Source organism: Methylotenera sp. N17 (genome assembly GCF_000799155.1).
Classification (GTDB): Bacteria; Pseudomonadota; Gammaproteobacteria; order Burkholderiales; family Methylophilaceae; genus Methylophilus.
Genome location: NZ_JUGE01000001.1, coordinates 510,915 through 534,890, shown reverse-complemented (window position 1 = coordinate 534,890; position 23,976 = coordinate 510,915). Strand labels below are relative to the sequence as shown.

Here is a 23,976-nt window from a genome sequence, read left to right as displayed (position 1 = left end):
GCTGTTCAAACGCGATGAACTATCAAGTAAAAGCGGTCCGTGACAGAGAAATGGTTCTCCTGAACATTTCTGCCATGCATATGGATGATGCACTCTCTCAGGCGCAGGCAAGAGGCTATACGCCTATCTCGGCCACAGCGCTCAATGCACTCAAGCATTCCAGAAAAAAATTCCCGCTCATTTTATTTAGCCAAGAATTGCTGGCCTTGCTAGAAGCAGGCCTCAATTTGGTAGAGGCGATTGAAACGCTTGCAGTCAAAGACGACCGTAACGAAGGTAAATCTACCTTAGATACGCTGTTACAAGCGCTCTACCAAGGACAAACCTTTTCCGCCGCACTGGAGCAGCAGCCGCAAGCGTTTCCTATGTTGTTTGTTGCAACGGTCAGGGCCAGTGAAAAAACCGGCGACCTGCCCCAAGCGTTGAGTCGCTATATCGCCTATGAATTACAAATTGGCCTGCTCAAAAAGAAAATCGTCAGTGCATCCATCTATCCGATACTGTTGATGAGCGTTGGCGGTTTGGTGATTCTGTTTTTGCTCGGCTTTGTCGTTCCAAAATTCAGTCGCATTTATGAAGGCACTGGCGGCGACCTCCCCTTTCTATCGCAAGTATTACTGGCATGGGGCGTGTTTCTTGAACGCCATGGCTTTGCCATGATGCTAGGCAGCATCGGGCTCATTGCCGCTTTAATTGTTGCCCTATCTCAACCAGCATTCAGAAAATGGCTAGCGCAACAACTATGGAAAATCCCGGCATTGGGTGACCGTCTGCGCATCTACCAATTGGCACGTTTTTACAGAACGCTTGGCATGCTGCTCAAAGGCGGCACGCCTATTCTACTTGCACTGCAATCGGTGTCCGGCTTGTTAGATTCTGCCTTACAAAACAGTATGAAGCTTGCTTCAGCAGCCATTAACGAAGGCCACCCGATTTCCGATGCGCTCGACAAAACCGGACTGACCACACCAGTGGCCTTGCGCATGCTGGCAGTGGGTGAACGCGGCGGTAATATCGGCGATATGATGGAGCGCATTGCCGGCTTTTATGATGAAGAACTCGCACGCTGGATAGACTGGTTTACGCGCTTGTTTGAGCCCATATTAATGTTGATGATTGGCTTGGTAATAGGTGTGGTAGTCTTGTTACTTTACATGCCCATCTTTGAGCTTGCAGGCAATATACAATGATCGCGACCCCTACTTTTGCATTAGACGGCGCCACTGTGATGATGACCCCGGCCACCATCAAGCAAGCGAAGGCACAAGCGCAACTTCAGCAAAGACGCATGATTGAAGTGCTGGAAGAGCTGATTGGCGGCACGCAAGATACATTCATTTCTGCGCTTGGCACATGCTTTCATTATGCGCCCATCACCATGAAAGAAATGCACACGCTAATTGCAGGCTTTGACACGATTCCATTTTCCAAAGCCCAACAAAAAGAATGTCTGGCCTTTTATACCGAAGACGAACAGCTTATTTTAGTGTTTGCCGATCCGTTTAATGATAACTTGCAAACATGGGCCAATGAATACATTAAACGGTCATACACATGGCGGCTCGCGCATCGCACTGATATTGCTGCATTTTTAGCTAGACATGAAGAAACCATGCGCGCCATGGATGGCTTACCAACGGGCGAACAAAACCTACTGGCGGACAATGACGAGTCGGTGGTACATCTTTCATTAAAATCAATTAGTGAAGAGAGCAACCCGATTGTCAAACTGATGAACTCCACGCTGTACGATGCTTTAAAAACAGGCGCCAGCGATATTCATTTGGAATGCGCACATTCAGGTCTAGTAGTGAAGTACCGTATCGACGGTGTCATGGCAAGCGTGGGGGGCATTCAAGGGCAAGACAATGCCGACCAAGCCATCTCTAGAATCAAAGTCATGGCGCAGTTGGATATTGCGGAGCGCCGTATTCCTCAAGATGGCCGGTTTAAAGTCATCACACAAGGCCGCGAAGTGGATTTTCGTGTATCCATTATGCCCAGTGTGTTTGGTGAAGATGCCGTACTGCGTGTGCTTGACCGTAAATCGCTGTCTGAAGAAGCGCAAGGTTTAAGCTTACAAGCGCTTGGGTTCAACCCCAATATCATCACACAATTTCGTCGTTTAGCCGCAGAGCCTTATGGCATGGTATTGGTGACAGGCCCCACCGGTAGTGGCAAAACCACATCGCTATATGCCGCCATCTCAGAGGTTAACACTGGGCATGACAAAATCATCACTATCGAAGACCCAGTGGAATATCAACTACCCGGCGTATTGCAAATCCCAGTCAATGAGAAAAAAGGCCTGACCTTTGCACGCGGCCTACGCTCTATTTTGCGACACGACCCTGACAAAATCATGGTGGGTGAGATTCGCGATTCAGAAACTGCACAGATTGCGGTACAGGCAGCACTGACTGGCCACTTGGTATTTACTACCGTGCACGCCAACAATGTGCTGGATGTGATTGCACGGTTTATGCACATGGGTGTAGACCCCTACAACTTTGTTTCAGCCGTCAATGGCATCATGGCGCAGCGCCTGATTCGTGTGATTTGCCCACACTGTATGGAGCCAGAGCAGCCTTCGGCCGCACTATTAGAAGAATCGGCCATTACCGTTGAAATGGCCAGCCGCATGCAATTCAAACATGCCAAAGGTTGTGGTCATTGCCGGGGTACCGGCTATAAAGGTCGTAAAGCAGTCGCCGAACTGTTAGTCCTCAACGACGAATTAAGAGAAATGATTGTCGCGCGCGAGCCTATTCGCAAACTGAAAGAAGCCGCAAAACGTAGCGGCATGCGCACCATACGTGAGGCCGCGATTGAAGCGGTGGGCGAAGGCATGACAACCTTACAGGAGATTAACCGTGTTACCTTTGTGGCCTAATCAACTGTTGGTCACACTCAGCGCCACTCATGTGGCGGTGCTGCATCGTACCGGGCTGACAAAGAAAGTACTAGCCCAGCACGAACATGCCGTGACCCCGAATCCAGAGCATATTTGGCAAGCATCATTGCAAACCTTAGCACGTATATTGGTAGAGCTTGCTGCACCCCGCCACACTGCAATGCAGTTGACGCTTGAAAGTGATTTGGTGCGCTATTTAGTGTTGCCGCCTACCTTAAAACATATCTCCATCACAGAAAAAACCGCGTATGCGCAAGCGGCTTTCCGCGAAGTGTTTGGGGCCGAAGTGCTGAACTGGGCCATACAATGTGATGATGTTGCACCCGCTAAGCCCACCATGTGCGCGGCCATTGATCAAACATTACTGATTGAATTACACGCCTTAGCCGAAAAGCAATCCATTGTTTTAAAAAGCGTGCAGCCCTACTTTGTAAGAGCCATCAATGGTCTAGCCAACGCCTTGCACAAGATAGAGGGCATAGTGGCAATGGTGGAGCATAGCCGTTTGGTGTTTGCAACTTTTCATCATGGCATCTGTACCCAAATCCGCTCGCAAGCCATTGCATTAGACTGGCAGCAGCAACTGCCAGAGATTCTAGCGCGCACCATGGTGTTAGAAGACGATGTAGCGCGCGTGATCTCCATTTATGCACCTGCGCACAAGGCCAGCGCATTGGCGCCCATTACGCACTGGCAAATCAAACGCTTAGGTCTCTCCAACAAACAAGCGCTACCACAAACGGCGTATCCACTGTTGGAGGTAATGGCATGAGCCAGCGATTACACATTGACTTTGTGGAAACCAGTGCATTTTCTTTCAAAAAGATCAGCTTACTCGGGTTGGCAATGCTACTGACAGCGATTGGCTGCACACTATATTGGGTACAGCAATATCAACTACAACAGCGGACATTATCCACGTTGGTTTCTGCCTCTGGAATGTCACCTGCATTACGCAATAAGCCAGTTGAGCTACCGATTGAAACCGCATCGGAAGATGAAGTCCTATATGCCCGTGATATTGTCACGCAGTTAAGCACTCCATGGAATCCGCTACTGACTTCGCTGGAGCAAGTCAGCACACAAGATATCGCACTATTGAGCATAGCGCCTAATCGCAAAAAACAACAAGTCGTGTTGACCGGCCAGGCCAAAAACATGGCCGCAACCTTGCAGTACGTGCAAGCTTTGGCACAGTTAAATACCTTAGCGCAGGTCTATTTACTTAAACATCAAATCGATCAAAGCGACCCCTACAAGCCAGTCGGGTTTACTATTGTGGCGCAATGGAATGTAGCGCAATCAAAAGCGGCGCAAGGGAAAAACTGACATGGTGAACACTCAATATCTGATGTGGCTGCTAGCGCATACGGCTAGAAAACTAGGCACTTGGGGTCTATTAGCCTTGCTGGCAATTTGCGCCGGCGGTGTGTACTACACCTCTAAATCAGCAGAGATAAAAGAAGAAATCCATAGCTTTTCTACTGATTTAAACCAACATGCAGAGCCTGACACGCACGTAGCCATCATAGAAAAACCAGCCGAGCAAACACAGCAAACCTTGCAGGATTTTTACCGCATTTTTCCTCGTGCAGATTCCATCCCAGACACACTTGCGCAACTCAACCAATTAGCAGCGCAACAACGCATTGTATTGAATAGCGGCGATTATAAACTCACCAAAATTACACCGCGTAATGTGCCACAACAGGCAGCGCTCACCCAATATGAAATGGTGCTTCCAGTCACAGGCCATTACACTCAAGTGCGTCAATTTATGTCTGCCATGCTGAGTGCAGTGCCTTCGGTGGCCATCGCGGATATTCAAATGCATAGAGATAGCACCCTCACCCCCGTGGTTGATGCAAAATTGGTGTTAGTGTTATATGTGAAGGCTGACCCCTCATGAATTTAACAGCACAAGCAACGGCTAACGCAGGTAAAAATGGATGGCTATGGGCCGTACTGATTGTGACTGTTGCGCTGACTGCGTGGACAGCGTTCACGTCTGGCCAGTCAGATGAGTCATTACTTGCTGAGCCTGCAGACAGTGCACGTACCGCTAAACTGCCATCATTGGCAATTGCTCAAGTAACACCTGTAGACAAAGTCGAAACGACACCAGCGGCACCATCCAACTGGCGCATCATGCATCGAGACACAAGCGCAGAAAAGCCTGCCGATTTATTCCCGGTACATTCATGGGTCGTCGTCGCACCTACCCCCAAAATCAAACCTGCGCCCCCGCCCCCGCCGGTAGCGCCACCCTCGCCTTTTACTTATATGGGGAAACTAGACGATGGCCCCAAAGGCACGCAAATTTTTTTGATGGCTAACAACAAAGTGTATACCGTGGCAAAAGGTGAACAAGTAGATGCGTTTTGGCGCTTGGATGGTGAAGATGCCAACCAATTGCTGTTCACATTTTTACCGCTGAATCTGCCACAAACTTTATCAAAAACACAAAAATTAATTTCACCGGAATCGTCCTTCAATGGACAGATGGCGCAGCCGGGGCAGTAAACCAGTAAAAGGATCAGCAATGCCATTGTTTAATCATCTAAAGATGCAACACACACGAGCGCTCACAGCCATGCTGTTATTGTCTGGGCTACCGCTCATGACAAGCTGCGCATTTGCGCCATGGGAGTCCAATAAGCATAAAAATGAACCGCCAGAAACACGCGCTTATGAATCACAACAAGACCTTAAGCAAAATCCGGAATCTGCCAAAGCACGTAAGGACTTTTATTTAAATACTGAATCTGCTGTGAATGAACTATTGGTACAAGCGGATCAAGCGCGTCTAAAAGGCGATCTTGCAGAAGCACAACGCCTATATGAGCGTGTACTCAGCTTTGCACCAGATAACCAAAGCGCGATGACCAGCAGAAATGAAGTGTTTAGAGAAATTAAGCAACATCAGCAGTTACAAAAAGCGGACGAGTTGGCCAACAACAGCCAACTTGAACAAGCAAAGCGCGAAGTACATGAAGTGCTGTTAGAGAACCCGCAAAACAAAGCAGCGCTTAAACTGGAAACGCAAATCAATCAAAAAATTGGCAACAGCAATATGCAACCGCCACAGCTTAAATCCAGTATAGATAAGCCTATTTCTTTAGAGCTACGCGATGCAAATATCAAAGCCGTATTTGAGGCTTTATCTCGTGCAACGGGTATTAATTTTATTTTGGATAAAGACATCAAGCCAGACACCAAAGCGACTATCTTCATCAAAAAGCTACCCATTGAAGAAGCGATAGATATGGTACTCGCCAGCAATGGTCTACAGAAAAAAGCATTGTCTGAAAATACAGCGCTGGTGTTCCCTAGCAACCCGCAAAAGTTAAAGGATTATCAAGACTTAAAAATCCGTAGTTTTTACTTAAACAATACCAATGCCAAGCAGGTGGCCGGCATGTTGAAGTCCATGCTTAAAACCAAAGATATTTTTATTGATGAACGCATCAATATGCTGGTCATGCGCGATACACCAGAGGTCGTGCGCATTGCCGAAAAATTAGTGGCCGCCACTGATATTGCAGACTCTGAAGTAATGCTGGACATTGAAGTGTTAGAGGTGAGCCGCAGCCGTTTACAAGAGTTAGGGATTATTTACCCGAACCAACTGGCCGTCATTGGTGCGGACACGGGGCTCACCTTACAAGCGCTAAAAACCCTCAACTCCAGCGGGATAGGCGTATCTCCTAACCCGGCCATCAACTTTAAAAAAACCATTGGCGATGTTAACTTGCTCTCCAACCCAAGAATCCGCGTCAAAAACAATGAAAAAGCCAAAATCTTGGTAGGCGATAAAGTGCCCATTATCACCACCACCTCGACTGCTAACGTCGGCATCTCTGAAAATGTGACTTATATTGATGTCGGTTTAAAGCTTGATGTTGAACCACATGTCACTTTGGATGATTTTGTAAACATCAAGGTAGGCCTAGAAGTAAGCTCTTTAGGTGAAAAAACCGTGACCAGAAATGGCGCCACCATCTATACCATTGGCACGCGTAATGCCAACACCTCACTGCGCCTCAAAGATGGAGAGACGCAAATCTTAGCCGGGTTAATTTTGGATGACGAAAGAAAAAATGCCAGCCGTTTACCAGGCTTGGGCGATATCCCGCTGATTGGGCGTTTATTCTCGAACCAAGAAGACAAAAAAAGTAAAACGGAAATTGTATTGGCCATTACACCAAGAGTTATTACCAACTTAGAATTACCTAAAGCGGACGTCTCCGAATATTGGTCTGGTACCGAAAGTATCATCACGGACAAACCGCAAAAAGCACTGCCCGCATTTTCTGGTGGCTCTGCCGCCCCATTGACGCCACTGGAAAGACTGCGTGACCAACGGCGTGAACGACAACAGCAGTTGAATACACCTGCCGATGGTTCAGAAAATTCCATTAGTCCAGCACCGGCCGCAGTCCCTGTTTATCCAGCCACTGAGAGCTCAGGGCAGGATATCCCCGGTCAGGTAATCGACCCTAACGCACCGACACCCGTGCCTTCTGTCATTATTGATCCGCAGGCACAACCAGCACCAATTATTGATACCACTAATCCGCCTTCGCGTTTCTAATTCCATATGCGTCTGCGCGGATTTTCTTTGATTGAGCTGATTGTCACGTTGGCGATTGTGGCAATTTTGGCGAGTGTGGCCATGCCCTTAGTCTCGGTGACAGTTCAACGTTCTAAAGAAAGCGAGTTACGTCACCATTTACGGCAAATTCGCGAAGCCATTGATGCCTATAAGAAAGCAAGTGATGAAGGCCGTATCAAAAAAAACATAGACGAGACCGGGTACCCTCCTAATTTAGAAATATTGGTAGAAGGGGCTGAAGACCTGAAAGACCCCAACAAACATAAGCTCAAATTTCTACGTAGAATCCCTCTAGACCCGATGGTTGCACAACGAGAGACTGATGCACTCAGTATTGAGCAAACGCAAGGCTGGGGCTTGCGCAGCTACGAAAGCAGTGCCAACCAACCAGTCGCTGGGAAAGATGTATATGATGTGTACTCGTTAAGCCCGCTAACGGGTACCAATGGAGTTACTTATGCCAAATGGTAAGCCAAATAGCCGCCGTATACTCGGGTTCACTTTAGTCGAGTTATTAGTCGTATTGTCGATCCTCGCATTACTGCTCACTTTGGCTTATCCAAAATATTTTAGTAGTGTGGAGCGCGCTAGAGAAGCTGCGCTTAAGCAAAGTTTGAACACAGTGCGCGAAGGTATTGATAAATACTATGCCGACCATAGCCAGTACCCAGCCAGCCTAGAAGAGCTTGTAGAAAAGCAGTACATGAACAGATTGCCGATAGACCCCATCACCGAAAGCGAGAACACTTGGGTCATTGATCCGCCAACGCCACCACTTGAAGGTGGGCTATATAACATCCACAGCGGTGCAACAGGCATCGCAAAAGATGGCACAAAGTTCTCTGATTGGTAATATGCGTACTGGCCAGCTGACTCAGGGATTCACCTTTATTGGCATCCTCATCATCGTGGCGCTTTCTGGCATTGCTTTAAGTGTTGTAGGTATTGTGTGGCATCAATCACTACAGCGAGAGCATGAAAAAGAACTGTTGTTTATTGGTGACCAGTACCGCACCGCCATCTTAAGCTACTATGAATCCACACCGGGCGGCGCAAAACAATACCCAAAAGCATTAGAAGACTTGGTTCTAGACAAGCGTTTTCCTGTAGTCAAACGCCACCTCCGCAAACTGTATGCAGATCCCATCTCAAAACAAGCATGGGGGCTAGTAACACAACAAGGTTTGATCATTGGGGTGTATAGCCAGTCGCATCAAGCTGCTATCAAAAAATCGGGATTCCCTACTGCTTATGAGAGTTTTTCAGAGGCCACTACCTATGATGAATGGAAGTTCATCGGCATCAACAGTTAGTAAACAAACCTTTAACTCGCGTATTTTCGATAGTATTTCAGTACTTTGGGCACGTAAAGTTTGGTTTCCTCAAACGGAGGAATATGATCATGATACTTTTTAACAGAAGCTGGCCCCGCATTATACGCAGCCAATGCCAGCTCTAAATTACCATCAAATAACCGCAATAAGGTTTTCAAATACTGTGCGCCCGCGAGAATATTTTGCCGATTATCTTGGGATCGCACACGGGTCAAACCGTAATGCTGCGCAGTGGCAGGCATTAACTGCATCAAGCCAAATGCACCTTTTTTAGAAACCGCTTTAGGGTTATGCCTAGATTCCACTGTAATGACCGCATGAATCAGCGCTGGGTCTAGCGTCGTTTTATTTGCAGCCTCCAGTACTTCTTGATGAAACGGCATGTGCTGCAAAGTGGATTTGTCAGATACTGAAGACTGTATTTCCTGCTCAGCAAAATTGTCCTCGGTCTCAATTTCCATCACCGCCTCGCCGGACAATTCATTAGAAGACAAGGTAATTTCTTCCGCGTCCGATGCATCCATATAGACACTCGCTGCATAGCTAGTCGGCGCTGTCATCAACGCTAATAACAAAGCCCATAGGCGCGTTTCAAATAACTGCTGCATTCTCATCTCATCCTAGCGTATTACACATAGCATAGCGCAATCCCGCAATAAAGTAGATGATTCCAATGGACTAATTTTACTGCATACACTGTCATCTTAACGCCCCCAATTTGCGGGATATTTTAAACGCACTGCGTTTGTTATGCTTCAAAAGTTATTCATCGCACATTATTCGTCGCATTTGAATACACACTGACACCTCTCCCTTTAACCCCAATAACAATACTTATTTTGGAGTGTTTAATATGAACAACCAGCCTCATCGTATCCAACTGCTAGCCTCTGCACTGCTTGTTAGCGCCGCGTTAAGTAGCCACGCCATTGCTGACACTAAACCAAACCGCGGCAGCCCTCAAGATGATAAATCTAGAGGCGGCGTGTGTAGCAATTTACCCAGTTACGCACAATTAAAAACCGCATTGCTGAGCGCCGTAGGTTCAGAATCCTCAGGCTTCAATTTACAAATGTGGGCTACAGTAGTGAATCGGGATGGCGTCGTATGTGCTGTCGCTTTTTCTGGCGCTGACCGGGGTGCACAATGGCCCGGCAGCCGCGTGATTTCTGCGCAAAAAGCCAATACAGCCAATGCATTCAGTTTACCTGGTCTGGCCTTATCCACCGCTAATTTATACTCTGCCGTACAAGGCACTTCTGGAGCAAATCCATTAGGCGGTAGTCTTTATGGTCTACAGTTTAGTAATCCTGTAGATCCTGCAGTCGCTTATGGTGGCAACCCAGCACTTGTAGGTACCCATGCTGACCCTATGGTTGGCAATCGTATTGGTGGAGTGAATGTGTTTGGTGGTGGACTCGCGCTATACAATAACAGTGGTGTACTTGTGGGTGCAGTTGGCTTATCAGGTGATACATCCTGTGCTGATCATAATATCGCTTGGCGTGTACGCAACACGCTTAACTTAGACTATGTACCTGCAGGCGTTTCAGGTGATGCTGCTAGACCAGACAATATGGTGATTGATGATCTAAATGGTGATAGTAATGGCAAAACCGATGGTTGGGAGCAACCGACATGTGCAAATACAACCAATCCGACAGGCTTACCAGCGGCTAAAAGTGTAGGGCCTTAATCACTCTATAGCGAGGCTTTGGATGTAAACAAAAGAGCACATATCAATGTGCTCTTTTTGTTTTTATACAGTCTTCATGTTCGAAGAATGTTTTTGCAATAAAAAAGCCTCAGAGATTATCTGAGGCTTTTTGGTATAAATAGCTTGGCGGTGACCTACTTTCGCATGCGAAGAGCATACTATCATTGGCGCTGGTTCGTTTCACGGCCCTGTTCGAGATGGGAAGGGGTGGTTCCAAACCGCTATGGCCGCCAAGCATAACTGGTATCACTGATGTTTTGACTCTTACGAGTTTTCATCAGCAGAAATGCTGTGTTGCCGTCTCATTTTCATGAGGCGTCTTTAACAAATTGGAAGAAGTAAAGAATTTAAATGGGGTGATTACATATCGTGCTTTAAAACAAACCGTTAATCTTAACTTTTTGGTCAAGTCTTAAGGTTATAGGATCAAGCCTCACGGGCAATTAGTATCAGTTAGCTTAACGCATTACTGCGCTTCCACACCTGACCTATCAACGTCCTGGTCTCGAACGACCCTTTAGGGGGGTTAAACCCCCGGCAAGTCTCATCTTGAGGCGAGTTTCACGCTTAGATGCTTTCAGCGTTTATCTCTTCCACACTTAGCTACCCAGCGATACCATTGGCATGATAACTGGTCCACCAGCGGTGTGTCCACTCCGGTCCTCTCGTACTAGGAGCAGGTCCCCTCAAACTTGCAGCGCCCACGGCAGATAGGGACCAAACTGTCTCACGACGTTTTAAACCCAGCTCACGTACCACTTTAAATGGCGAACAGCCATACCCTTGGGACCGGCTACAGCCCCAGGATGTGATGAGCCGACATCGAGGTGCCAAACTCCCCCGTCGATATGAACTCTTGGGAGGAATCAGCCTGTTATCCCCAGAGTACCTTTTATCCGTTGAGCGATGGCCCTTCCATACAGAACCACCGGATCACTATGACCTGCTTTCGCACCTGCTCGACCTGTCCGTCTCGCAGTCAAGCAACCTTATGCCATTGCACTATCAGTACGATTTCCGACCGTACCTAGGTTACCTTCGCACTCCTCCGTTACTCTTTGGGAGGAGACCGCCCCAGTCAAACTGCCCACCATACACGGTCCCCAGTCCAGATTATGGACCTAGGTTAGAACCTCAACAACATCAGGGTGGTATTTCAAGGTTGACTCCACGAAATCTAGCGACTCCGCTTCAACGTCTCCCACCTATCCTACACAAATCTTGTCAAAGTCCAATGTAAAGCTACAGTAAAGGTTCATGGGGTCTTTCCGTCTAGCCGCGGGTAGATTGCATCTTCACAAACATTTCAACTTCGCTGAGTCCCGAGAGGAGACAGTGTGGCCATCGTTACGCCATTCGTGCGGGTCGGAACTTACCCGACAAGGAATTTCGCTACCTTAGGACCGTTATAGTTACGGCCGCCGTTTACTGGGACTTCAATCAAGAGCTTGCACCCCATCATTTAATCTTCCAGCACCGGGCAGGCGTCACACCCTATACGTCCACTTTCGTGTTTGCAGAGTGCTGTGTTTTTATTAAACAGTCGCAGCCACCTTTTCACTGCAACCTCATCATGCTTCGAGAGTAAATCTCTACACATTACCGAGGCGCACCTTCTCCCGAAGTTACGGTGCTAATTTGCCGAGTTCCTTCTCCCGGGTTCTCTCAAGCGCCTTAGAATTCTCATCCTGCCCACCTGTGTCGGTTTGCGGTACGGTCTTATACAACTGAAGCTTAGTGGCTTTTCTTGGAAGCATGGTATCAATCACTTCGTCTACAAGTAGACTCGTTATCACGCCTTGACATTGACTCTCCGGATTTGCCTAAAGAATCTGTCTACACGCTTGAACCGGGACATCCAACACCCGGCTGACCTAACCTTCTCCGTCCCCACATCGCATTGTATAGAGGTACAGGAATATTAACCTGTTTCCCATCAGCTACGCATCTCTGCCTCACCTTAGGGGCCGACTCACCCTGCGCCGATGAACGTTGCGCAGGAAACCTTGGGCTTTCGGCGAGGGAGCTTTTCACTCCCTTTATCGCTACTCATGTCAGCATTCGCACTTCTGATACCTCCAGCATTCCTCACAGAACACCTTCGCAGGCCTACAGAACGCTCTCCTACCATACTAGTAAACTAGTATCCGAAGCTTCGGTTACGTGCTTAGCCCCGTTACATCTTCCGCGCAGGACGACTCGACCAGTGAGCTATTACGCTTTCTTTAAATGATGGCTGCTTCTAAGCCAACATCCTGGCTGTCTATGCCTTCCCACTTCGTTTTCCACTTAGCACGTCATTTGGGACCTTAGCTGTCGGTCTGGGTTGTTTCCCTCTTGACCACGGACGTTAGCACCCATGGTCTGTCTCCCGTAATTGCATTTCTCAGTATTCGGAGTTTGCAATGGTTTGGTAAGTTCTTATGAACCCCCTAGCCATAACAGTGCTCTACCCCCGAGAATGATATACGAGGCACTACCTAAATAGTTTTCGGAGAGAACCAGCTATTTCCAAGTTTGTTTAGCCTTTCACCCCTATCCACAGCTCATCCCCAAATTTTTCAACATTTGTGGGTTCGGACCTCCAGTACCTGTTACGGCACCTTCATCCTGGCCATGGATAGATCACTTGGTTTCGGGTCTACACCCAGCAACTAGACGCCCTATTCGGACTCGCTTTCGCTACGCCTCCCCTATCGGTTAAGCTTGCTACTGAATGTAAGTCGCTGACCCATTATACAAAAGGTACGCAGTCACCCCTTACGAGGCTCCCACTGTTTGTATGCATACGGTTTCAGGATCTATTTCACTCCCCTCCCGGGGTTCTTTTCGCCTTTCCCTCACGGTACTGGTTCACTATCGGTCGATTACGAGTATTTAGCCTTGGAGGATGGTCCCCCCATGTTCAGACAAGGTTTCTCGTGCCCCGCCCTACTTGTCGTTACCCTAGTTCCACACACGGGATTTCGTATAAGGGGCTATCACCCTCTATGGCCGGACTTTCCATTCCGTTCTACTATCGCATGTGCTAAAAATAACAGGCTGTTCCATGTTCGCTCGCCACTACTTACGGAATCTCGGTTGATTTCTTTTCCTCGAGCTACTTAGATGTTTCAGTTCACTCGGTTCGCCACCATCTCCCTATATATTCAGGAGCGGTTACCCTTGCGGGTGGGTTTCCCCATTCGGATATGTCCGGATCAAAGCTTATTTGCCAGCTCCCCGAACCTTTACGCAGGCTATCACGTCCTTCATCGCCTGTAATCGCCAAGGCATCCACCATATGCACTTATTCACTTGATCCTATAACGTTAAAACCTAAACCCTTTTTAAATCCAGATTTCATCATGCATGAGACATGCGTTATAGTTTTTCTAAAGCAACTTTTCTTAATCTGCAAGGTTGTACAAATTAAGATGGTTTTTATTTCACTTACATTTATTTCAAGAACTTTCATTCCAGAAACTCATGCCAAGCAAAATGTTCGATTTTGCAATCAGTCAATATTACTCCGGTTAAAAAATAATATTGCCCATTTGAATACAACATTGTCATCACACAATGTGCATTCTCTTTACTTCTTCCATTTTGTTAAAGAACAGTCTAGTTAAAAACTAGAAGCAAGTATTGTTTAAATCAATCCTTAAGCAATACTTGCTTCTAATTTCTACTCAACAAAGCTTGGTGGAGGATGACGGGATCGAACCGACGACCCCCTGCTTGCAAAGCAGGTGCTCTCCCAGCTGAGCTAATCCCCCATATATTACGAGGTGAATCTGGTGGGTCTGGTTGGGCTCGAACCAACGACCCCCGCCTTATCAAGACGGTGCTCTAACCAGCTGAGCTACAGACCCAATAAGGTAGTTTCTAATATTACCTGTGGCCAATCTTTGTTGTACTACTGTTGAATGACTGATAAGAGTGAATGCTTGCAGCAAAAGGTTTTGCTCTAGAAAGGAGGTGATCCAGCCGCACCTTCCGATACGGCTACCTTGTTACGACTTCACCCCAGTCATGAATACTACCGTGGTAAGCGTCCCCCTTGCGGTTAGACTACCTACTTCTGGTAAAACCCACTCCCATGGTGTGACGGGCGGTGTGTACAAGGCCCGGGAACGTATTCACCGCGACATGCTGATCCGCGATTACTAGCGATTCCGACTTCATGCAGGCGAGTTGCAGCCTGCAATCCGGACTACGATCGGCTTTCTGAGATTGGCTCCCCCTCGCGGGTTGGCAACTCTCTGTACCGACCATTGTATTACGTGTGAAGCCCTGGCCATAAGGGCCATGAGGACTTGACGTCATCCCCACCTTCCTCCGGTTTGTCACCGGCAGTCCCAATAAAGTGCCCAACTAAATGATGGCAATTATTGGCAAGGGTTGCGCTCGTTGCGGGACTTAACCCAACATCTCACGACACGAGCTGACGACAGCCATGCAGCACCTGTGTCCACTTTCTCTTTCGAGCACCTAATGCATCTCTGCTTCGTTAGTGGCATGTCAAGGCCAGGTAAGGTTTTTCGCGTTGCATCGAATTAATCCACATAATCCACCGCTTGTGCGGGCCCCCGTCAATTCCTTTGAGTTTTAATCTTGCGACCGTACTCCCCAGGCGGTCTACTTCACGCGTTAGCTGCGTTACTCATGGATTTTACTCCACCAACAACTAGTAGACATCGTTTAGGGCGTGGACTACCAGGGTATCTAATCCTGTTTGCTCCCCACGCTTTCGTGCATGAGCGTCAATATTATCCCAGGGGGCTGCCTTCGCCATTGGTATTCCTCCACATCTCTACGCATTTCACTGCTACACGTGGAATTCTACCCCCCTCTGACATATTCTAGCTTGATAGTTTCAAACGCAGTTCCCAAGTTGAGCTCGGGGATTTCACATCTGACTTATCAGGCCGCCTGCGCACGCTTTACGCCCAGTAATTCCGATTAACGCTCGCACCCTACGTATTACCGCGGCTGCTGGCACGTAGTTAGCCGGTGCTTCTTATCAAGGTACCGTCAGCCTCAGTCTATGTTAGAGACTAAGTTTTCTTCCCTTGCGAAAGAGCTTTACAACCCGAAGGCCTTCTTCACTCACGCGGAATGGCTGGATCAGGCTTGCGCCCATTGTCCAAAATTCCCCACTGCTGCCTCCCGTAGGAGTCTGGACCGTGTCTCAGTTCCAGTGTGGCTGGTCGTCCTCTCAGACCAGCTACTGATCGAAGCCTAGGTGAGCCTTTACCTCACCTACTAGCTAATCAGATATCGGCCGCTCCATTAACGCTAGGTCCGAAGATCCCCAGCTTTCCCCCTCAGGGCGTATGCGGTATTAGCTAATCTTTCGACTAGTTATCCCCCATTATTGGATACGTTCCGATATATTACTCACCCGTTCGCCACTCGCCACCAGGAGCAAGCTCCCGTGCTGCCGTTCGACTTGCATGTGTAAAGCATTCCGCCAGCGTTCAATCTGAGCCAGGATCAAACTCTTCAGTTTAATTTCTGACTATTACTTGTTTACCTCTTACGAGGTGGTTATTTCGCTTTGCTTTATTTCTCAAATTCATTTCAAGGTATGTGTTACTACTTAAAGTAACCTGTACATACTTGTCTTAAATTTAAGTGTAAGCGTTTATATTCTGAGTCTCTAAGAAACCGAAGTCTCTTAACCCATCACCACAAACACCCACACTTATCAGTCATTCAGATTGTTAAAGAACTTAAATTACTACCGCTTAAATCGCTATGTTTAAACTGGTTGCGGGAACAGGATTTGAACCTGTGACCTTCGGGTTATGAGCCCGACGAGCTGCCAGACTGCTCCATCCCGCGTCCGCATCGACGTTTCGTTTTTCATGTTGCGTCGAGAGGTGAGACTATAGCAAAGATTTTGAGCATGTGTCAAACAGTCTTTGCATTTTTGTTTAAGATTTCTTGCCTCACTCAGGACAGAAAATAAAAGCGCATTGCAATGCGCTTTTATTTTCAAAGACTTAAACGCTTTTTAATTACTTACAGCACCAAATACTTTTTTCAGAAGACTGCTGGCCTGACCAACCGGGTCTTGCCGAATGGCCGCCTCCTCTTTGGCAATCATTAAATATAGACCGTCTAGCGCCTTATTCGTTACATACTGCTCTATCTTGGCATCCTCTTTTTTGACGACACCAAACTTACTACCCATCTCTGCATACTTATTATAAGTTTCCGCCAACTGCACTTTCTCTGTAGCCTTTTGCACAATAGGCAAGAATTTGGCAGCCATTTGGGTAGAGGTAGTCTTTTTAAAATATTGCGTGGCCGCATCATTCGGTCCAGTCAAAATAGACTTGGCATCGGCCACACTCATTTTTTTAATCGAATCCACCAACAATGCTTTGGCTTCTGGTACGGCAGCCTCTGCTGCTCGGTTCATTTTCAACACCAGCTCATCTGACTGTTTGCCCATGCCCATGAGCTTCATACCTTTCTCAATTTTTTTCAGTGAGTCCGGCAATGGAATCTTAACTTCTTTATTACCCAGAAACCCATCAGTGTTACCCAACAGGCTCACGGCTTTACCTACGCCTTGTGTCAGCGCTTCCTTTAAGCCACCGCTCGCTTCTGTGTTGCTAAGGTCAGCAACACTGAGCGCATTTGCGTGTGTTACAAACATCATAAACAACACAGCCATTAAACTTTTCTTCATCACAGCCTCCACCCTAATATTGAAAATACAGAGTAGAGTTTACGCTTAACTATTTATTTTTTGGGCTTTTTACGCTGCTGTTTTTAAAAGAATTTACATGCCAAATTTGGTTGGCGTACTCGCCAATGGTTCGATCACTAGAGAACTTGGCCATGCGTGCTACGTTTAATATGGCACGACGCGACCATTCCTCTTGATCTTGATATACCTGTGAGACTTCCTCTTGCTTGGCAATATAGCTCGCATAGTCGGCCAGCAATAAGTAATGATCACCCTTATGTAGCAAGGTATCGACAATGGCTTGGTAGCGAGTTGGATCTTCTACCGAGAAGAAGCCTGATCCAATCATATCAAGCACTTGTTTCAACTCAGGATTGCTATGGTAAATATCCCACGGGTTGTAATTGGCAGCTTTAGTGGCTGCGACTTCCGGTGTAGTGAGTCCGAATATAAAGATATTCTCATCCCCCACCTCTTCTTTAATCTCTACGTTGGCGCCATCTAATGTACCGATCGTCAGCGCACCATTCAGCGCCATTTTCATGTTGCCAGTTCCGCTGGCTTCAGTACCTGCCGTTGAAATTTGCTCGGACAAGTCACTGCCGGGGAATAAAATCTCCGCTGCAGACACCTCGTAGTTTGGATAGTAGACGACTTTTAGTTGATCGCCCACAGCCGGGTCATCATTCACAATCGCGGCAACGTCATTAATCAGACGGATGATCAATTTGGCTAACCAATAACCAGGCGCGGCTTTACCACCAAAAATCACCACACGCGGCGTGATACTGCCTGCATCACCACGACGAATGCGGTTGTAGAGCGTAATCACATGCAACACATTCAGCAGTTGGCGCTTATATTCATGAATCCGCTTAATCTGCACATCGAACAGCGCGTTGGGATTAAGCTGCACGCCTGTCAACGAAGCGATTTTATTGGCTAGGCGTTGTTTGTTGGCATACTTAACCGCTCTAAATGCTTTTCTGAATGCAGCATCATCTGCTAACGGTGTAAGCTTCACTAGCTGCGTTAAATCCTTTTGAAACCCATCGCCAATCGCTTGCGCTATCAACTTAGTTAAACCAGGGTTAGCCTGATTCAACCAACGACGTGGCGTAATACCATTGGTCATGTTGGTGAGTTTTTTAGGATAGATGCGGTTAAAGTCTGCAAACAAGGTGGTTTTAAGCAACTCACTGTGCAAAGCCGCAACGCCATTGACGGTATGGCTACCCACCACTGCCAAATGTGCCATGCGTACACGGCGGCCATGTGTCTCATCAATGATTGATACACGTTTTAACAAATCTGTATCACCTGGGAAATGATGATTCACCATTTGCAAGAAATGGTGATTGATTTCATAAATGATTTCCAAGTGACGCGGCAACAAACTGCCAAACAACTCTACCGACCACGTTTCTAATGCCTCCGGCATCAATGTATGGTTGGTATATGCAAACACGTGCGTTACCAAATCCCATGCAAATGCCCAATCAAGATGATGCACATCGACCAATTGATACATCATTTCCGCCACACCAATGGCAGGATGCGTGTCATTCAATTGAATCGCCACTTTATTAGGCAAGTCTTTCCAATCCAATTTGGTCATATTGGTTTTGGAGGCCATAAAGCGTCGCAAAATATCTTGAATGGAAGCGGACACAAAGAAGTATTGTTGCTTTAATCGCAATTCACGACCAGATGCCGACGCATCGTTGGGGTATAACACTTTAGAGATGGTTTCACTGTCGTTACGCACCTCAACCGATTGCTCATAATTGCCTTCGTTAAAGTGGCGCAAATCAAATTCTTTGGTGGCCTTGGCTGACCAAAGGCGCAGATTATTCACCGTTTCAGTATCGTAACCGGGCACTGGCATGTCATACGCCATGGCTACCACATGGTCTTCATCTACCCAATGACTTTTGGTGCCATGCGCCGAGGGCACTTGCACCACTTTGCCGTAGAACTTCACCATATAAGTCACTTCTGGGCGTTGGAACTCCCACACATTGCCATAGCGTAACCAGTTATCTGGATTCTCAATTTGTTGCCCATGCTCAATGGATTGCCTAAACATGCCGTACTCGTAACGGATGCCATACCCTGTGGCAGGAATATCCAGCGTCGCCATCGAATCTAAAAAGCAAGCAGCCAAACGACCCAAGCCACCATTCCCTAGCGCAGCATCATGTTCCATCTCCACCGCTTCTTCCAGCGAGTGCCCCAATGCACCTAAACCATCGCTTAACTCATCTTTAATGCCCAAGTTTAGTGCGGCATTGGTCAACATACGGCCAATTAAAAACTCTAATGAAAGATAATAAACACGTTTAGGATCTTGCTCGGCATAAGCAGAAGCGGTTTTTACCCAGCGTTCTACTACATGATCTCGCACTGTATAAGCAGATGCGTCATACCAGTTACGCGGCGTCGCTGCTTGATCTGTCTTAAAACAGGAGTACACCAGATGATTTTGCAATGCCTGTTTGATGGTGGTTAATTTTGGCAAAACCATTTGTGTCGCTTTGTATGTTTTCGTTGCAGCCATAGGAACCTTAAAAGTAATTTGGTTGTTGTTAGTTAAATTTTAGCAAATACTACGCCAACCTAACGTGAGAACTTAAAATTGAGACAAAAAAGCCCACGAAGAATTCGCGGGCTTTTCGCTCATGCCTGTCAATACTTACACAATCAGGCTATTCATGCGTCGTACAAAACTTGCCGGATCTTCTAATTGCCCGCCTTCTGCAAGCAAGGCCTGATCAAACACTACGTGGGTATAATCCGCAAACTTAGCATCATCATTTTCGTTCTTTAGCCGCTCAATTAAACGATGGGCTGGATTAATCTCCAAGATAGGTTTGCTCTCCGGTGCTTTTTGGCCAGCCGCTTTTAGAATACGCGCCAAGTTACCCGAAACATCGTGCTCGCCGGCCACTAAGCATGCCGGTGAATCAGTTAAACGATGGGTCACACGCACTTCTTTCACAGCATCGCCCAATGTTGATTGAATACGCTCGACTAATGACTTGGCTTCTTCTTCCACTTTCTTCTGTGCTTCTATCTCGGATTCGTCTTGCAGCTTGCCTAAGTCCAAATCACCTTTGGCAATGGATTGCAGTTTTTTACCTTCAAACTCAGTTAAGCCACCTAATAGCCACTCGTCCACTTTGTCCGACATCAACAATACTTCAATGCCTTTTTTGCGGAAAATTTCCAGATGCGGCGAATGCTGCGCGGCCGCAAAAGTGTCCGCAGTAATATAGTAGATGACCTCTTGCTCAGGCTTCATCCGTGCAATGTAATCTTTAAGGGATACATTTTGTGTGTCGTTATCTGCATGCGTGGAAGCAAAACGTAACAAGCCAGCAATTTTGTCTTTATTGGCCCAATCTTCGCCAGGCCCTTCTTTCATCACACGGCCAAACGCATCCCAAAATTTTGCATACGCTTCTGGTTTGTTTTCTGCTAGGTCTTCTAACAAGCCCAATACTTTTTTAACAGAACCATTTTTAATAGCTTCTACATCGCGGCTGTCTTGCAAGATTTCACGCGAGACATTCAGCGGCAAGTCAGCAGAATCAATCACACCACGCACAAAACGTAGATACTGTGGCATCAGTTTTTCTGCGTCTTCCATAATAAACACACGCTTCACGTAAAGCTTAATACCCTGACGACGCTCACGGTCGTACAAATCAAGTGGCGCTTTCGTTGGAATATAGAGCAGAGAAATATACTCTTGCTTACCTTCTACACGGCTGTGCGAATAGGCAAGTGGGTTCTCAAAATCATGTGACACATGCTTGTAGAATTCTTGGTACTCTTCTTCGGTAATCTCACTTTTGCTACGCGCCCACAATGCCGAAGCTTTATTGATGGTTTCATCTTCATCAGTAGGTACCATCTCACCGCCAGCACCATTCTCACCATCTTTCCACTCTGATTTCTTCATGATGATAGGCAAGGTAATGTGATCGGAATACTTGCGCACGATCGTTTTGAGTTTCCAATCGTTCAGAAACTCTTCTTCGCCTTCGCGCAGATGCAGAATCACATCGGTACCGCGCCCTGCTTTTTCTACTGTATCAATAGTAAAATCGCCTTCACCACTTGACTGCCACTGCACCGCGCCCTTTTCACCAGCACGGCGTGTAATCAACGTTACCTTATCCGCAATAATAAATGCAGAGTAAAAACCCACCCCAAACTGGCCAATCAAATTGGCATCTTTGGCTTGGTCACCCGTTAGGTTTTGAAAGAACTCTTTGGTACCAGACTTTGCGATGGTACCGATATTGCGAATCACTTCTTCGCGATTCATGCCAATGCCATTGTCGGAAATGGTGACTGTACGTGCTGCTTTGTCAAAGCCAATGCGAATCTTTAGCTCGCTATCATTCTCGTATAGCGCGCCGTTGGATAGCCCTTCAAAGCGCAGTTTATCTGCAGCATCGGATGCATTGGAAATCAACTCACGCAATACGATTTCTTTGTTGCTGTACAAAGAGTGAATCATTAATTGTAAAAGTTGTTTGACCTCGGCTTGGAAAGCTAATTTTTCTGTCGTCATGGAGTCTCTCTTTGAGTTAAACTTAAATTTGGCAATAACAATAATATTGTTTAATTATTTTTTATTTTAAATATGCGATCAACGCATTTCTTTGTTACATAAATTGGGTCGGCCTCTGCCATTTCAAGAGCGCATGTACATTTTGTAGGAGTTGAATATGGCAGATATTCAAGTGGTTGCAGTGGATACCGTGCAATTTAAAGTCACGGTAAGGGATCGCAGCACGACCTCACACTTGGTGAGCGTACAGCCTGCGTATGCACAGAAACTGACGCAAGGCAAAATATCCACCACTGAATTGGTCAAGCAGTCGTTCATCTTTTTATTAGCACGTGAGCCAAACACCAGCATTCTGCAACAGTTCGATCTCAGCGTGATCGCACGCTACTTTCCCGAATACGAACAACAGATTACGTTAGCATAAAATACAAAACAGTCATCAAGATTTCAAATAAACAGGTTATAACACTCTCATGAACGCAACTCACCCCAACGCCTCAGAAACACTCCTTGCTGCTGTCGACTTAGGTTCCAATAGTTTTCGGTTAGAAATCGGCCGTATTGAGCATGGCCAAATTCAACGTGTGGATTACCTAAAGGAAGCGGTACGCCAAGGCGGCGACCTAGACGAAGACCGCAACTTAACGCAAGATGCCATTGATCGTGGCTTGAAATGCCTAGCAAGATTCGGTGAAACACTGAAAGGTTTTCCACCGCATTGTGTACGCGCTGTGGCCACGCAAACCTTACGTGAAGCTAAAAATCGTGATGTCTTTATTAAACAAGCCAAAAAAGCGTTGGGTTACGATGTCGAAGTGATTTCCGGGGTGGAAGAAGCGCGCCTGATTTATCAGGGAGTGAGCCGCTTACTACCGCAATCTAACGAAAAGCGCTTGGTGATTGATATTGGCGGCCGCTCTACAGAATTCATTATCGGCCAGCACTTTAATACCGAAACCACAGACTCGTTACGCGTGGGCTCTGTGGCATGGTCACTTAAATACTTTGCGGATGGTCAATTCTCGGAACGCAACTTTCAACGGGCCGAAATCGCCGCTGAGTCTTTCTTAGACATGGTGGCAGAAACCTATCAACACAGACATTGGGATATTGCCTACGGCGCATCTGGCACGGTGGGTGCAGTAGCAGATATTTTAAGTTACGCAGGATTTGGCGAAGATGTCGTAACGCAGGAAGGCCTGACTTGGTTACGTCATCAACTTATTAAAGCCAAACATGTGAGCAATTTGGAATTAGGTGGCTTAAAAGAAGAACGCAAAGCAGTGATTGCCGGCGGCTTGAGTATTTTGATTGCCGTATTTGATATTTTAAAACTAGATACTTTAGTGGTGGCCAAAGGCGCACTCAGACATGGTTTGTTGTATGACATGATTGCTGAGGATGACGCCACTGAAGATTTGCGCGACGCTTCCATCCATCGCCTGACCACCCGTTTTGGTGCCAATAAAACGCAGGCAGGCAATGTGTCTAAAGTAGCACTACGGTTTTTTGATCTACTATCACCATCCTTGAATGTCCCTGATGAAGACGCGCATGAAGTCATTAAGCACCGGCAAATATTAGGTTGGGCAGCTTACAGTCATGAGATTGGCTGCGCTATTTCTCACAGTGAATCACAACGCCATGGCGCTTACATTCTGGACAATACCGAGCTCATGGGATTTGCACAGAGCGAATTACATCGCCTTAGCTTATTGGTATTGGGGCATTATGGGAAGCTTAGAAAACTAGAGGCCGACTTTGAAGATGAGATTTTTATCTGCCAACTTCTTGCGTTGCGTTTAGCTGTCATATTCTGCCATTCACGCAATATGCCTGTGCTTAAAAATTTACAATTAGCGCGCGAACACCATGGTTTTTTCTTGAGCTTACCAAGCGCATGGCAAAAGGCATTTCCACAAACCTGCTACCTGCTAGAAGAAGAAGTATTGGCCTGGCAAAAAACCAATTGGACACTTGTCGTCAGCACGCCGGATTAAACGCGCAACCTCCATCAAACTGTCATACCGTTTTCATATGATGAGATTGCAATGGCTCACTGCCGCTGCAATCCAATGGAGCAATTGACAATGAAAATAAACGGTATAAACTGTTTATACTATTTT

General features: G+C 46.8%; 17 protein-coding genes, 3 tRNA genes and 3 rRNA genes. 13 read left to right on the top strand and 10 right to left on the bottom strand.

Features of this window, described 5'->3' with window-relative positions; genetic code table 11:
- The first annotated feature begins 14 nt into the window (after window positions 1–14).
- Genes FG11_RS02665 through FG11_RS02620 form a run of 10 tightly spaced genes read left to right on the top strand, consistent with a single transcriptional unit; the run spans window position 15 to window position 8,842 of the window.
- A complete protein-coding gene (locus FG11_RS02665; protein ID WP_020184098.1) occupies window positions 15–1,190 on the top strand; it encodes a type II secretion system F family protein in 1,176 nt (391 codons plus the stop codon).
- A complete protein-coding gene (locus FG11_RS02660; protein ID WP_052184905.1) occupies window positions 1,187–2,893 on the top strand; it encodes a GspE/PulE family protein in 1,707 nt (568 codons plus the stop codon). Before FG11_RS02665 ends, FG11_RS02660 begins: the two co-directional genes overlap by 4 nt.
- Entirely contained in the window at window positions 2,874–3,686 is an 813-nt protein-coding gene (locus FG11_RS02655; protein WP_152604035.1) for a hypothetical protein, read from the top strand. The genes FG11_RS02660 and FG11_RS02655 overlap by 20 nt, the downstream gene beginning before the upstream one ends.
- A complete protein-coding gene (locus tag FG11_RS13185) occupies window positions 3,683–4,243 on the top strand; it encodes a hypothetical protein (protein WP_052184904.1) in 561 nt (186 codons plus the stop codon). Before FG11_RS02655 ends, FG11_RS13185 begins: the two co-directional genes overlap by 4 nt.
- A 1-nt stretch (window position 4,244) precedes the next feature.
- A complete protein-coding gene (gene pilO, locus FG11_RS13180) occupies window positions 4,245–4,823 on the top strand; it encodes a type 4a pilus biogenesis protein PilO (protein WP_052184903.1) in 579 nt (192 codons plus the stop codon).
- Window positions 4,820–5,437, top strand: a complete 618-nt coding sequence (locus FG11_RS13175; RefSeq protein ID WP_020184093.1) for a hypothetical protein — start codon at window positions 4,820–4,822, stop codon at window positions 5,435–5,437. The genes pilO and FG11_RS13175 overlap by 4 nt, the downstream gene beginning before the upstream one ends.
- Before the next feature lie 43 nt (window positions 5,438–5,480).
- Window positions 5,481–7,508, top strand: a complete 2,028-nt coding sequence (locus tag FG11_RS02635; protein ID WP_235276325.1) for a secretin N-terminal domain-containing protein — start codon at window positions 5,481–5,483, stop codon at window positions 7,506–7,508.
- Between the two features lie 6 nt (window positions 7,509–7,514).
- Complete coding sequence (locus FG11_RS02630) at window positions 7,515–8,000, top strand: type II secretion system protein (protein WP_047532947.1); 486 nt, start codon at window positions 7,515–7,517, stop codon at window positions 7,998–8,000.
- Window positions 7,987–8,382 carry a type II secretion system protein gene (locus FG11_RS02625; protein WP_025223943.1) on the top strand — a complete coding sequence of 132 codons (396 nt, stop codon included), beginning with the start codon at window positions 7,987–7,989 and terminating at the stop codon, window positions 8,380–8,382. The genes FG11_RS02630 and FG11_RS02625 overlap by 14 nt, the downstream gene beginning before the upstream one ends.
- On the top strand, window positions 8,357–8,842 hold the full coding sequence (locus FG11_RS02620) for a type II secretion system protein (RefSeq protein WP_025223942.1): 486 nt from the start codon (window positions 8,357–8,359) through the stop codon (window positions 8,840–8,842). Before FG11_RS02625 ends, FG11_RS02620 begins: the two co-directional genes overlap by 26 nt.
- An 11-nt stretch (window positions 8,843–8,853) precedes the next feature.
- On the opposite strand, the gene FG11_RS02615 is transcribed toward FG11_RS02620, so the two are convergent.
- Window positions 8,854–9,471, bottom strand: a complete 618-nt coding sequence (locus FG11_RS02615; RefSeq protein ID WP_047532944.1) for a lytic transglycosylase domain-containing protein — start codon at window positions 9,469–9,471, stop codon at window positions 8,854–8,856.
- A gap of 245 nt (window positions 9,472–9,716) precedes the next feature.
- Here FG11_RS02615 and FG11_RS02610 point away from each other — a divergent pair, with 245 nt between their 5' ends.
- The gene (locus tag FG11_RS02610) at window positions 9,717–10,559 is read left to right on the top strand and encodes a GlcG/HbpS family heme-binding protein (protein WP_047532941.1); all 843 of its coding nucleotides are present in this window, start codon (window positions 9,717–9,719) and stop codon (window positions 10,557–10,559) included.
- A 142-nt stretch (window positions 10,560–10,701) separates the two neighbouring features.
- Here the strand turns inward: FG11_RS02610 and rrf are convergent.
- From rrf to htpG, 9 genes are all read right to left on the bottom strand, one after another.
- Window positions 10,702–10,815: ribosomal RNA gene (rrf, locus tag FG11_RS02605) — 5S ribosomal RNA — on the bottom strand.
- Between the two features lie 187 nt (window positions 10,816–11,002).
- Window positions 11,003–13,883 (bottom strand): 23S ribosomal RNA (locus FG11_RS02600).
- 379 nt (window positions 13,884–14,262) lie between these two features.
- A tRNA-Ala gene (locus tag FG11_RS02595) sits at window positions 14,263–14,338 on the bottom strand.
- Between the two features lie 19 nt (window positions 14,339–14,357).
- Window positions 14,358–14,434: transfer RNA gene (locus FG11_RS02590), tRNA-Ile, on the bottom strand.
- A 99-nt stretch (window positions 14,435–14,533) separates the two neighbouring features.
- Window positions 14,534–16,074: ribosomal RNA gene (locus FG11_RS02585) — 16S ribosomal RNA — on the bottom strand.
- The 16S, 23S and 5S rRNA genes sit together here with 3 tRNA genes alongside, the layout of an rRNA operon.
- Before the next feature lie 258 nt (window positions 16,075–16,332).
- Window positions 16,333–16,409, bottom strand: a tRNA-Met gene (locus FG11_RS02580).
- A 172-nt stretch (window positions 16,410–16,581) separates the two neighbouring features.
- Window positions 16,582–17,265: a DUF4197 domain-containing protein gene (locus FG11_RS02575; RefSeq protein ID WP_020184086.1), complete on the bottom strand. Its 684-nt coding sequence runs from the start codon at window positions 17,263–17,265 to the stop codon at window positions 16,582–16,584.
- Window positions 17,266–17,314: 49 nt separating this feature from the next.
- Window positions 17,315–19,825, bottom strand: coding sequence for a glycogen/starch/alpha-glucan phosphorylase (locus tag FG11_RS02570; protein ID WP_025223939.1), 2,511 nt, complete (start codon window positions 19,823–19,825; stop codon window positions 17,315–17,317).
- 135 nt (window positions 19,826–19,960) lie between these two features.
- A complete protein-coding gene (htpG, locus tag FG11_RS02565; protein WP_047532939.1) occupies window positions 19,961–21,850 on the bottom strand; it encodes a molecular chaperone HtpG in 1,890 nt (629 codons plus the stop codon).
- A gap of 157 nt (window positions 21,851–22,007) precedes the next feature.
- On the opposite strand from htpG, the gene FG11_RS02560 reads away from it, so the two are divergent.
- Together FG11_RS02560 and FG11_RS02555 are read left to right on the top strand one after the other, a co-directional pair.
- Window positions 22,008–22,274: a hypothetical protein gene (locus FG11_RS02560; protein WP_047532937.1), complete on the top strand. Its 267-nt coding sequence runs from the start codon at window positions 22,008–22,010 to the stop codon at window positions 22,272–22,274.
- Window positions 22,275–22,323: 49 nt separating this feature from the next.
- A complete protein-coding gene (locus FG11_RS02555; RefSeq protein ID WP_020184082.1) occupies window positions 22,324–23,850 on the top strand; it encodes a Ppx/GppA phosphatase family protein in 1,527 nt (508 codons plus the stop codon).
- The last annotated feature ends 126 nt before the right edge of the window (window positions 23,851–23,976 follow it).

What these genes read in the sequence shown, in the direction of transcription:
- FG11_RS02665 (WP_020184098.1), top strand. Translation starts at nt 15, where the DNA reads ATGAACTATCAAGTAAAAGCGGTCCGTGACAGAGAAATGGTTCTCCTG.
- FG11_RS02660 (WP_052184905.1), top strand. Translation starts at nt 1,187, where the DNA reads ATGATCGCGACCCCTACTTTTGCATTAGACGGCGCCACTGTGATGATG.
- FG11_RS13185 (WP_052184904.1), top strand. Translation starts at nt 3,683, where the DNA reads ATGAGCCAGCGATTACACATTGACTTTGTGGAAACCAGTGCATTTTCT.
- pilO (WP_052184903.1), top strand. Translation starts at nt 4,245, where the DNA reads ATGGTGAACACTCAATATCTGATGTGGCTGCTAGCGCATACGGCTAGA.
- FG11_RS13175 (WP_020184093.1), top strand. Translation starts at nt 4,820, where the DNA reads ATGAATTTAACAGCACAAGCAACGGCTAACGCAGGTAAAAATGGATGG.
- FG11_RS02635 (WP_235276325.1), top strand. Translation starts at nt 5,481, where the DNA reads ATGCAACACACACGAGCGCTCACAGCCATGCTGTTATTGTCTGGGCTA.
- FG11_RS02630 (WP_047532947.1), top strand. Translation starts at nt 7,515, where the DNA reads ATGCGTCTGCGCGGATTTTCTTTGATTGAGCTGATTGTCACGTTGGCG.
- FG11_RS02625 (WP_025223943.1), top strand. Translation starts at nt 7,987, where the DNA reads ATGCCAAATGGTAAGCCAAATAGCCGCCGTATACTCGGGTTCACTTTA.
- FG11_RS02620 (WP_025223942.1), top strand. Translation starts at nt 8,357, where the DNA reads ATGGCACAAAGTTCTCTGATTGGTAATATGCGTACTGGCCAGCTGACT.
- FG11_RS02615 (WP_047532944.1), bottom strand. Translation starts at nt 9,471, where the DNA reads ATGCAGCAGTTATTTGAAACGCGCCTATGGGCTTTGTTATTAGCGTTG.
- FG11_RS02610 (WP_047532941.1), top strand. Translation starts at nt 9,717, where the DNA reads ATGAACAACCAGCCTCATCGTATCCAACTGCTAGCCTCTGCACTGCTT.
- FG11_RS02575 (WP_020184086.1), bottom strand. Translation starts at nt 17,265, where the DNA reads ATGAAGAAAAGTTTAATGGCTGTGTTGTTTATGATGTTTGTAACACAC.
- FG11_RS02570 (WP_025223939.1), bottom strand. Translation starts at nt 19,825, where the DNA reads ATGGCTGCAACGAAAACATACAAAGCGACACAAATGGTTTTGCCAAAA.
- htpG (WP_047532939.1), bottom strand. Translation starts at nt 21,850, where the DNA reads ATGACGACAGAAAAATTAGCTTTCCAAGCCGAGGTCAAACAACTTTTA.
- FG11_RS02560 (WP_047532937.1), top strand. Translation starts at nt 22,008, where the DNA reads ATGGCAGATATTCAAGTGGTTGCAGTGGATACCGTGCAATTTAAAGTC.
- FG11_RS02555 (WP_020184082.1), top strand. Translation starts at nt 22,324, where the DNA reads ATGAACGCAACTCACCCCAACGCCTCAGAAACACTCCTTGCTGCTGTC.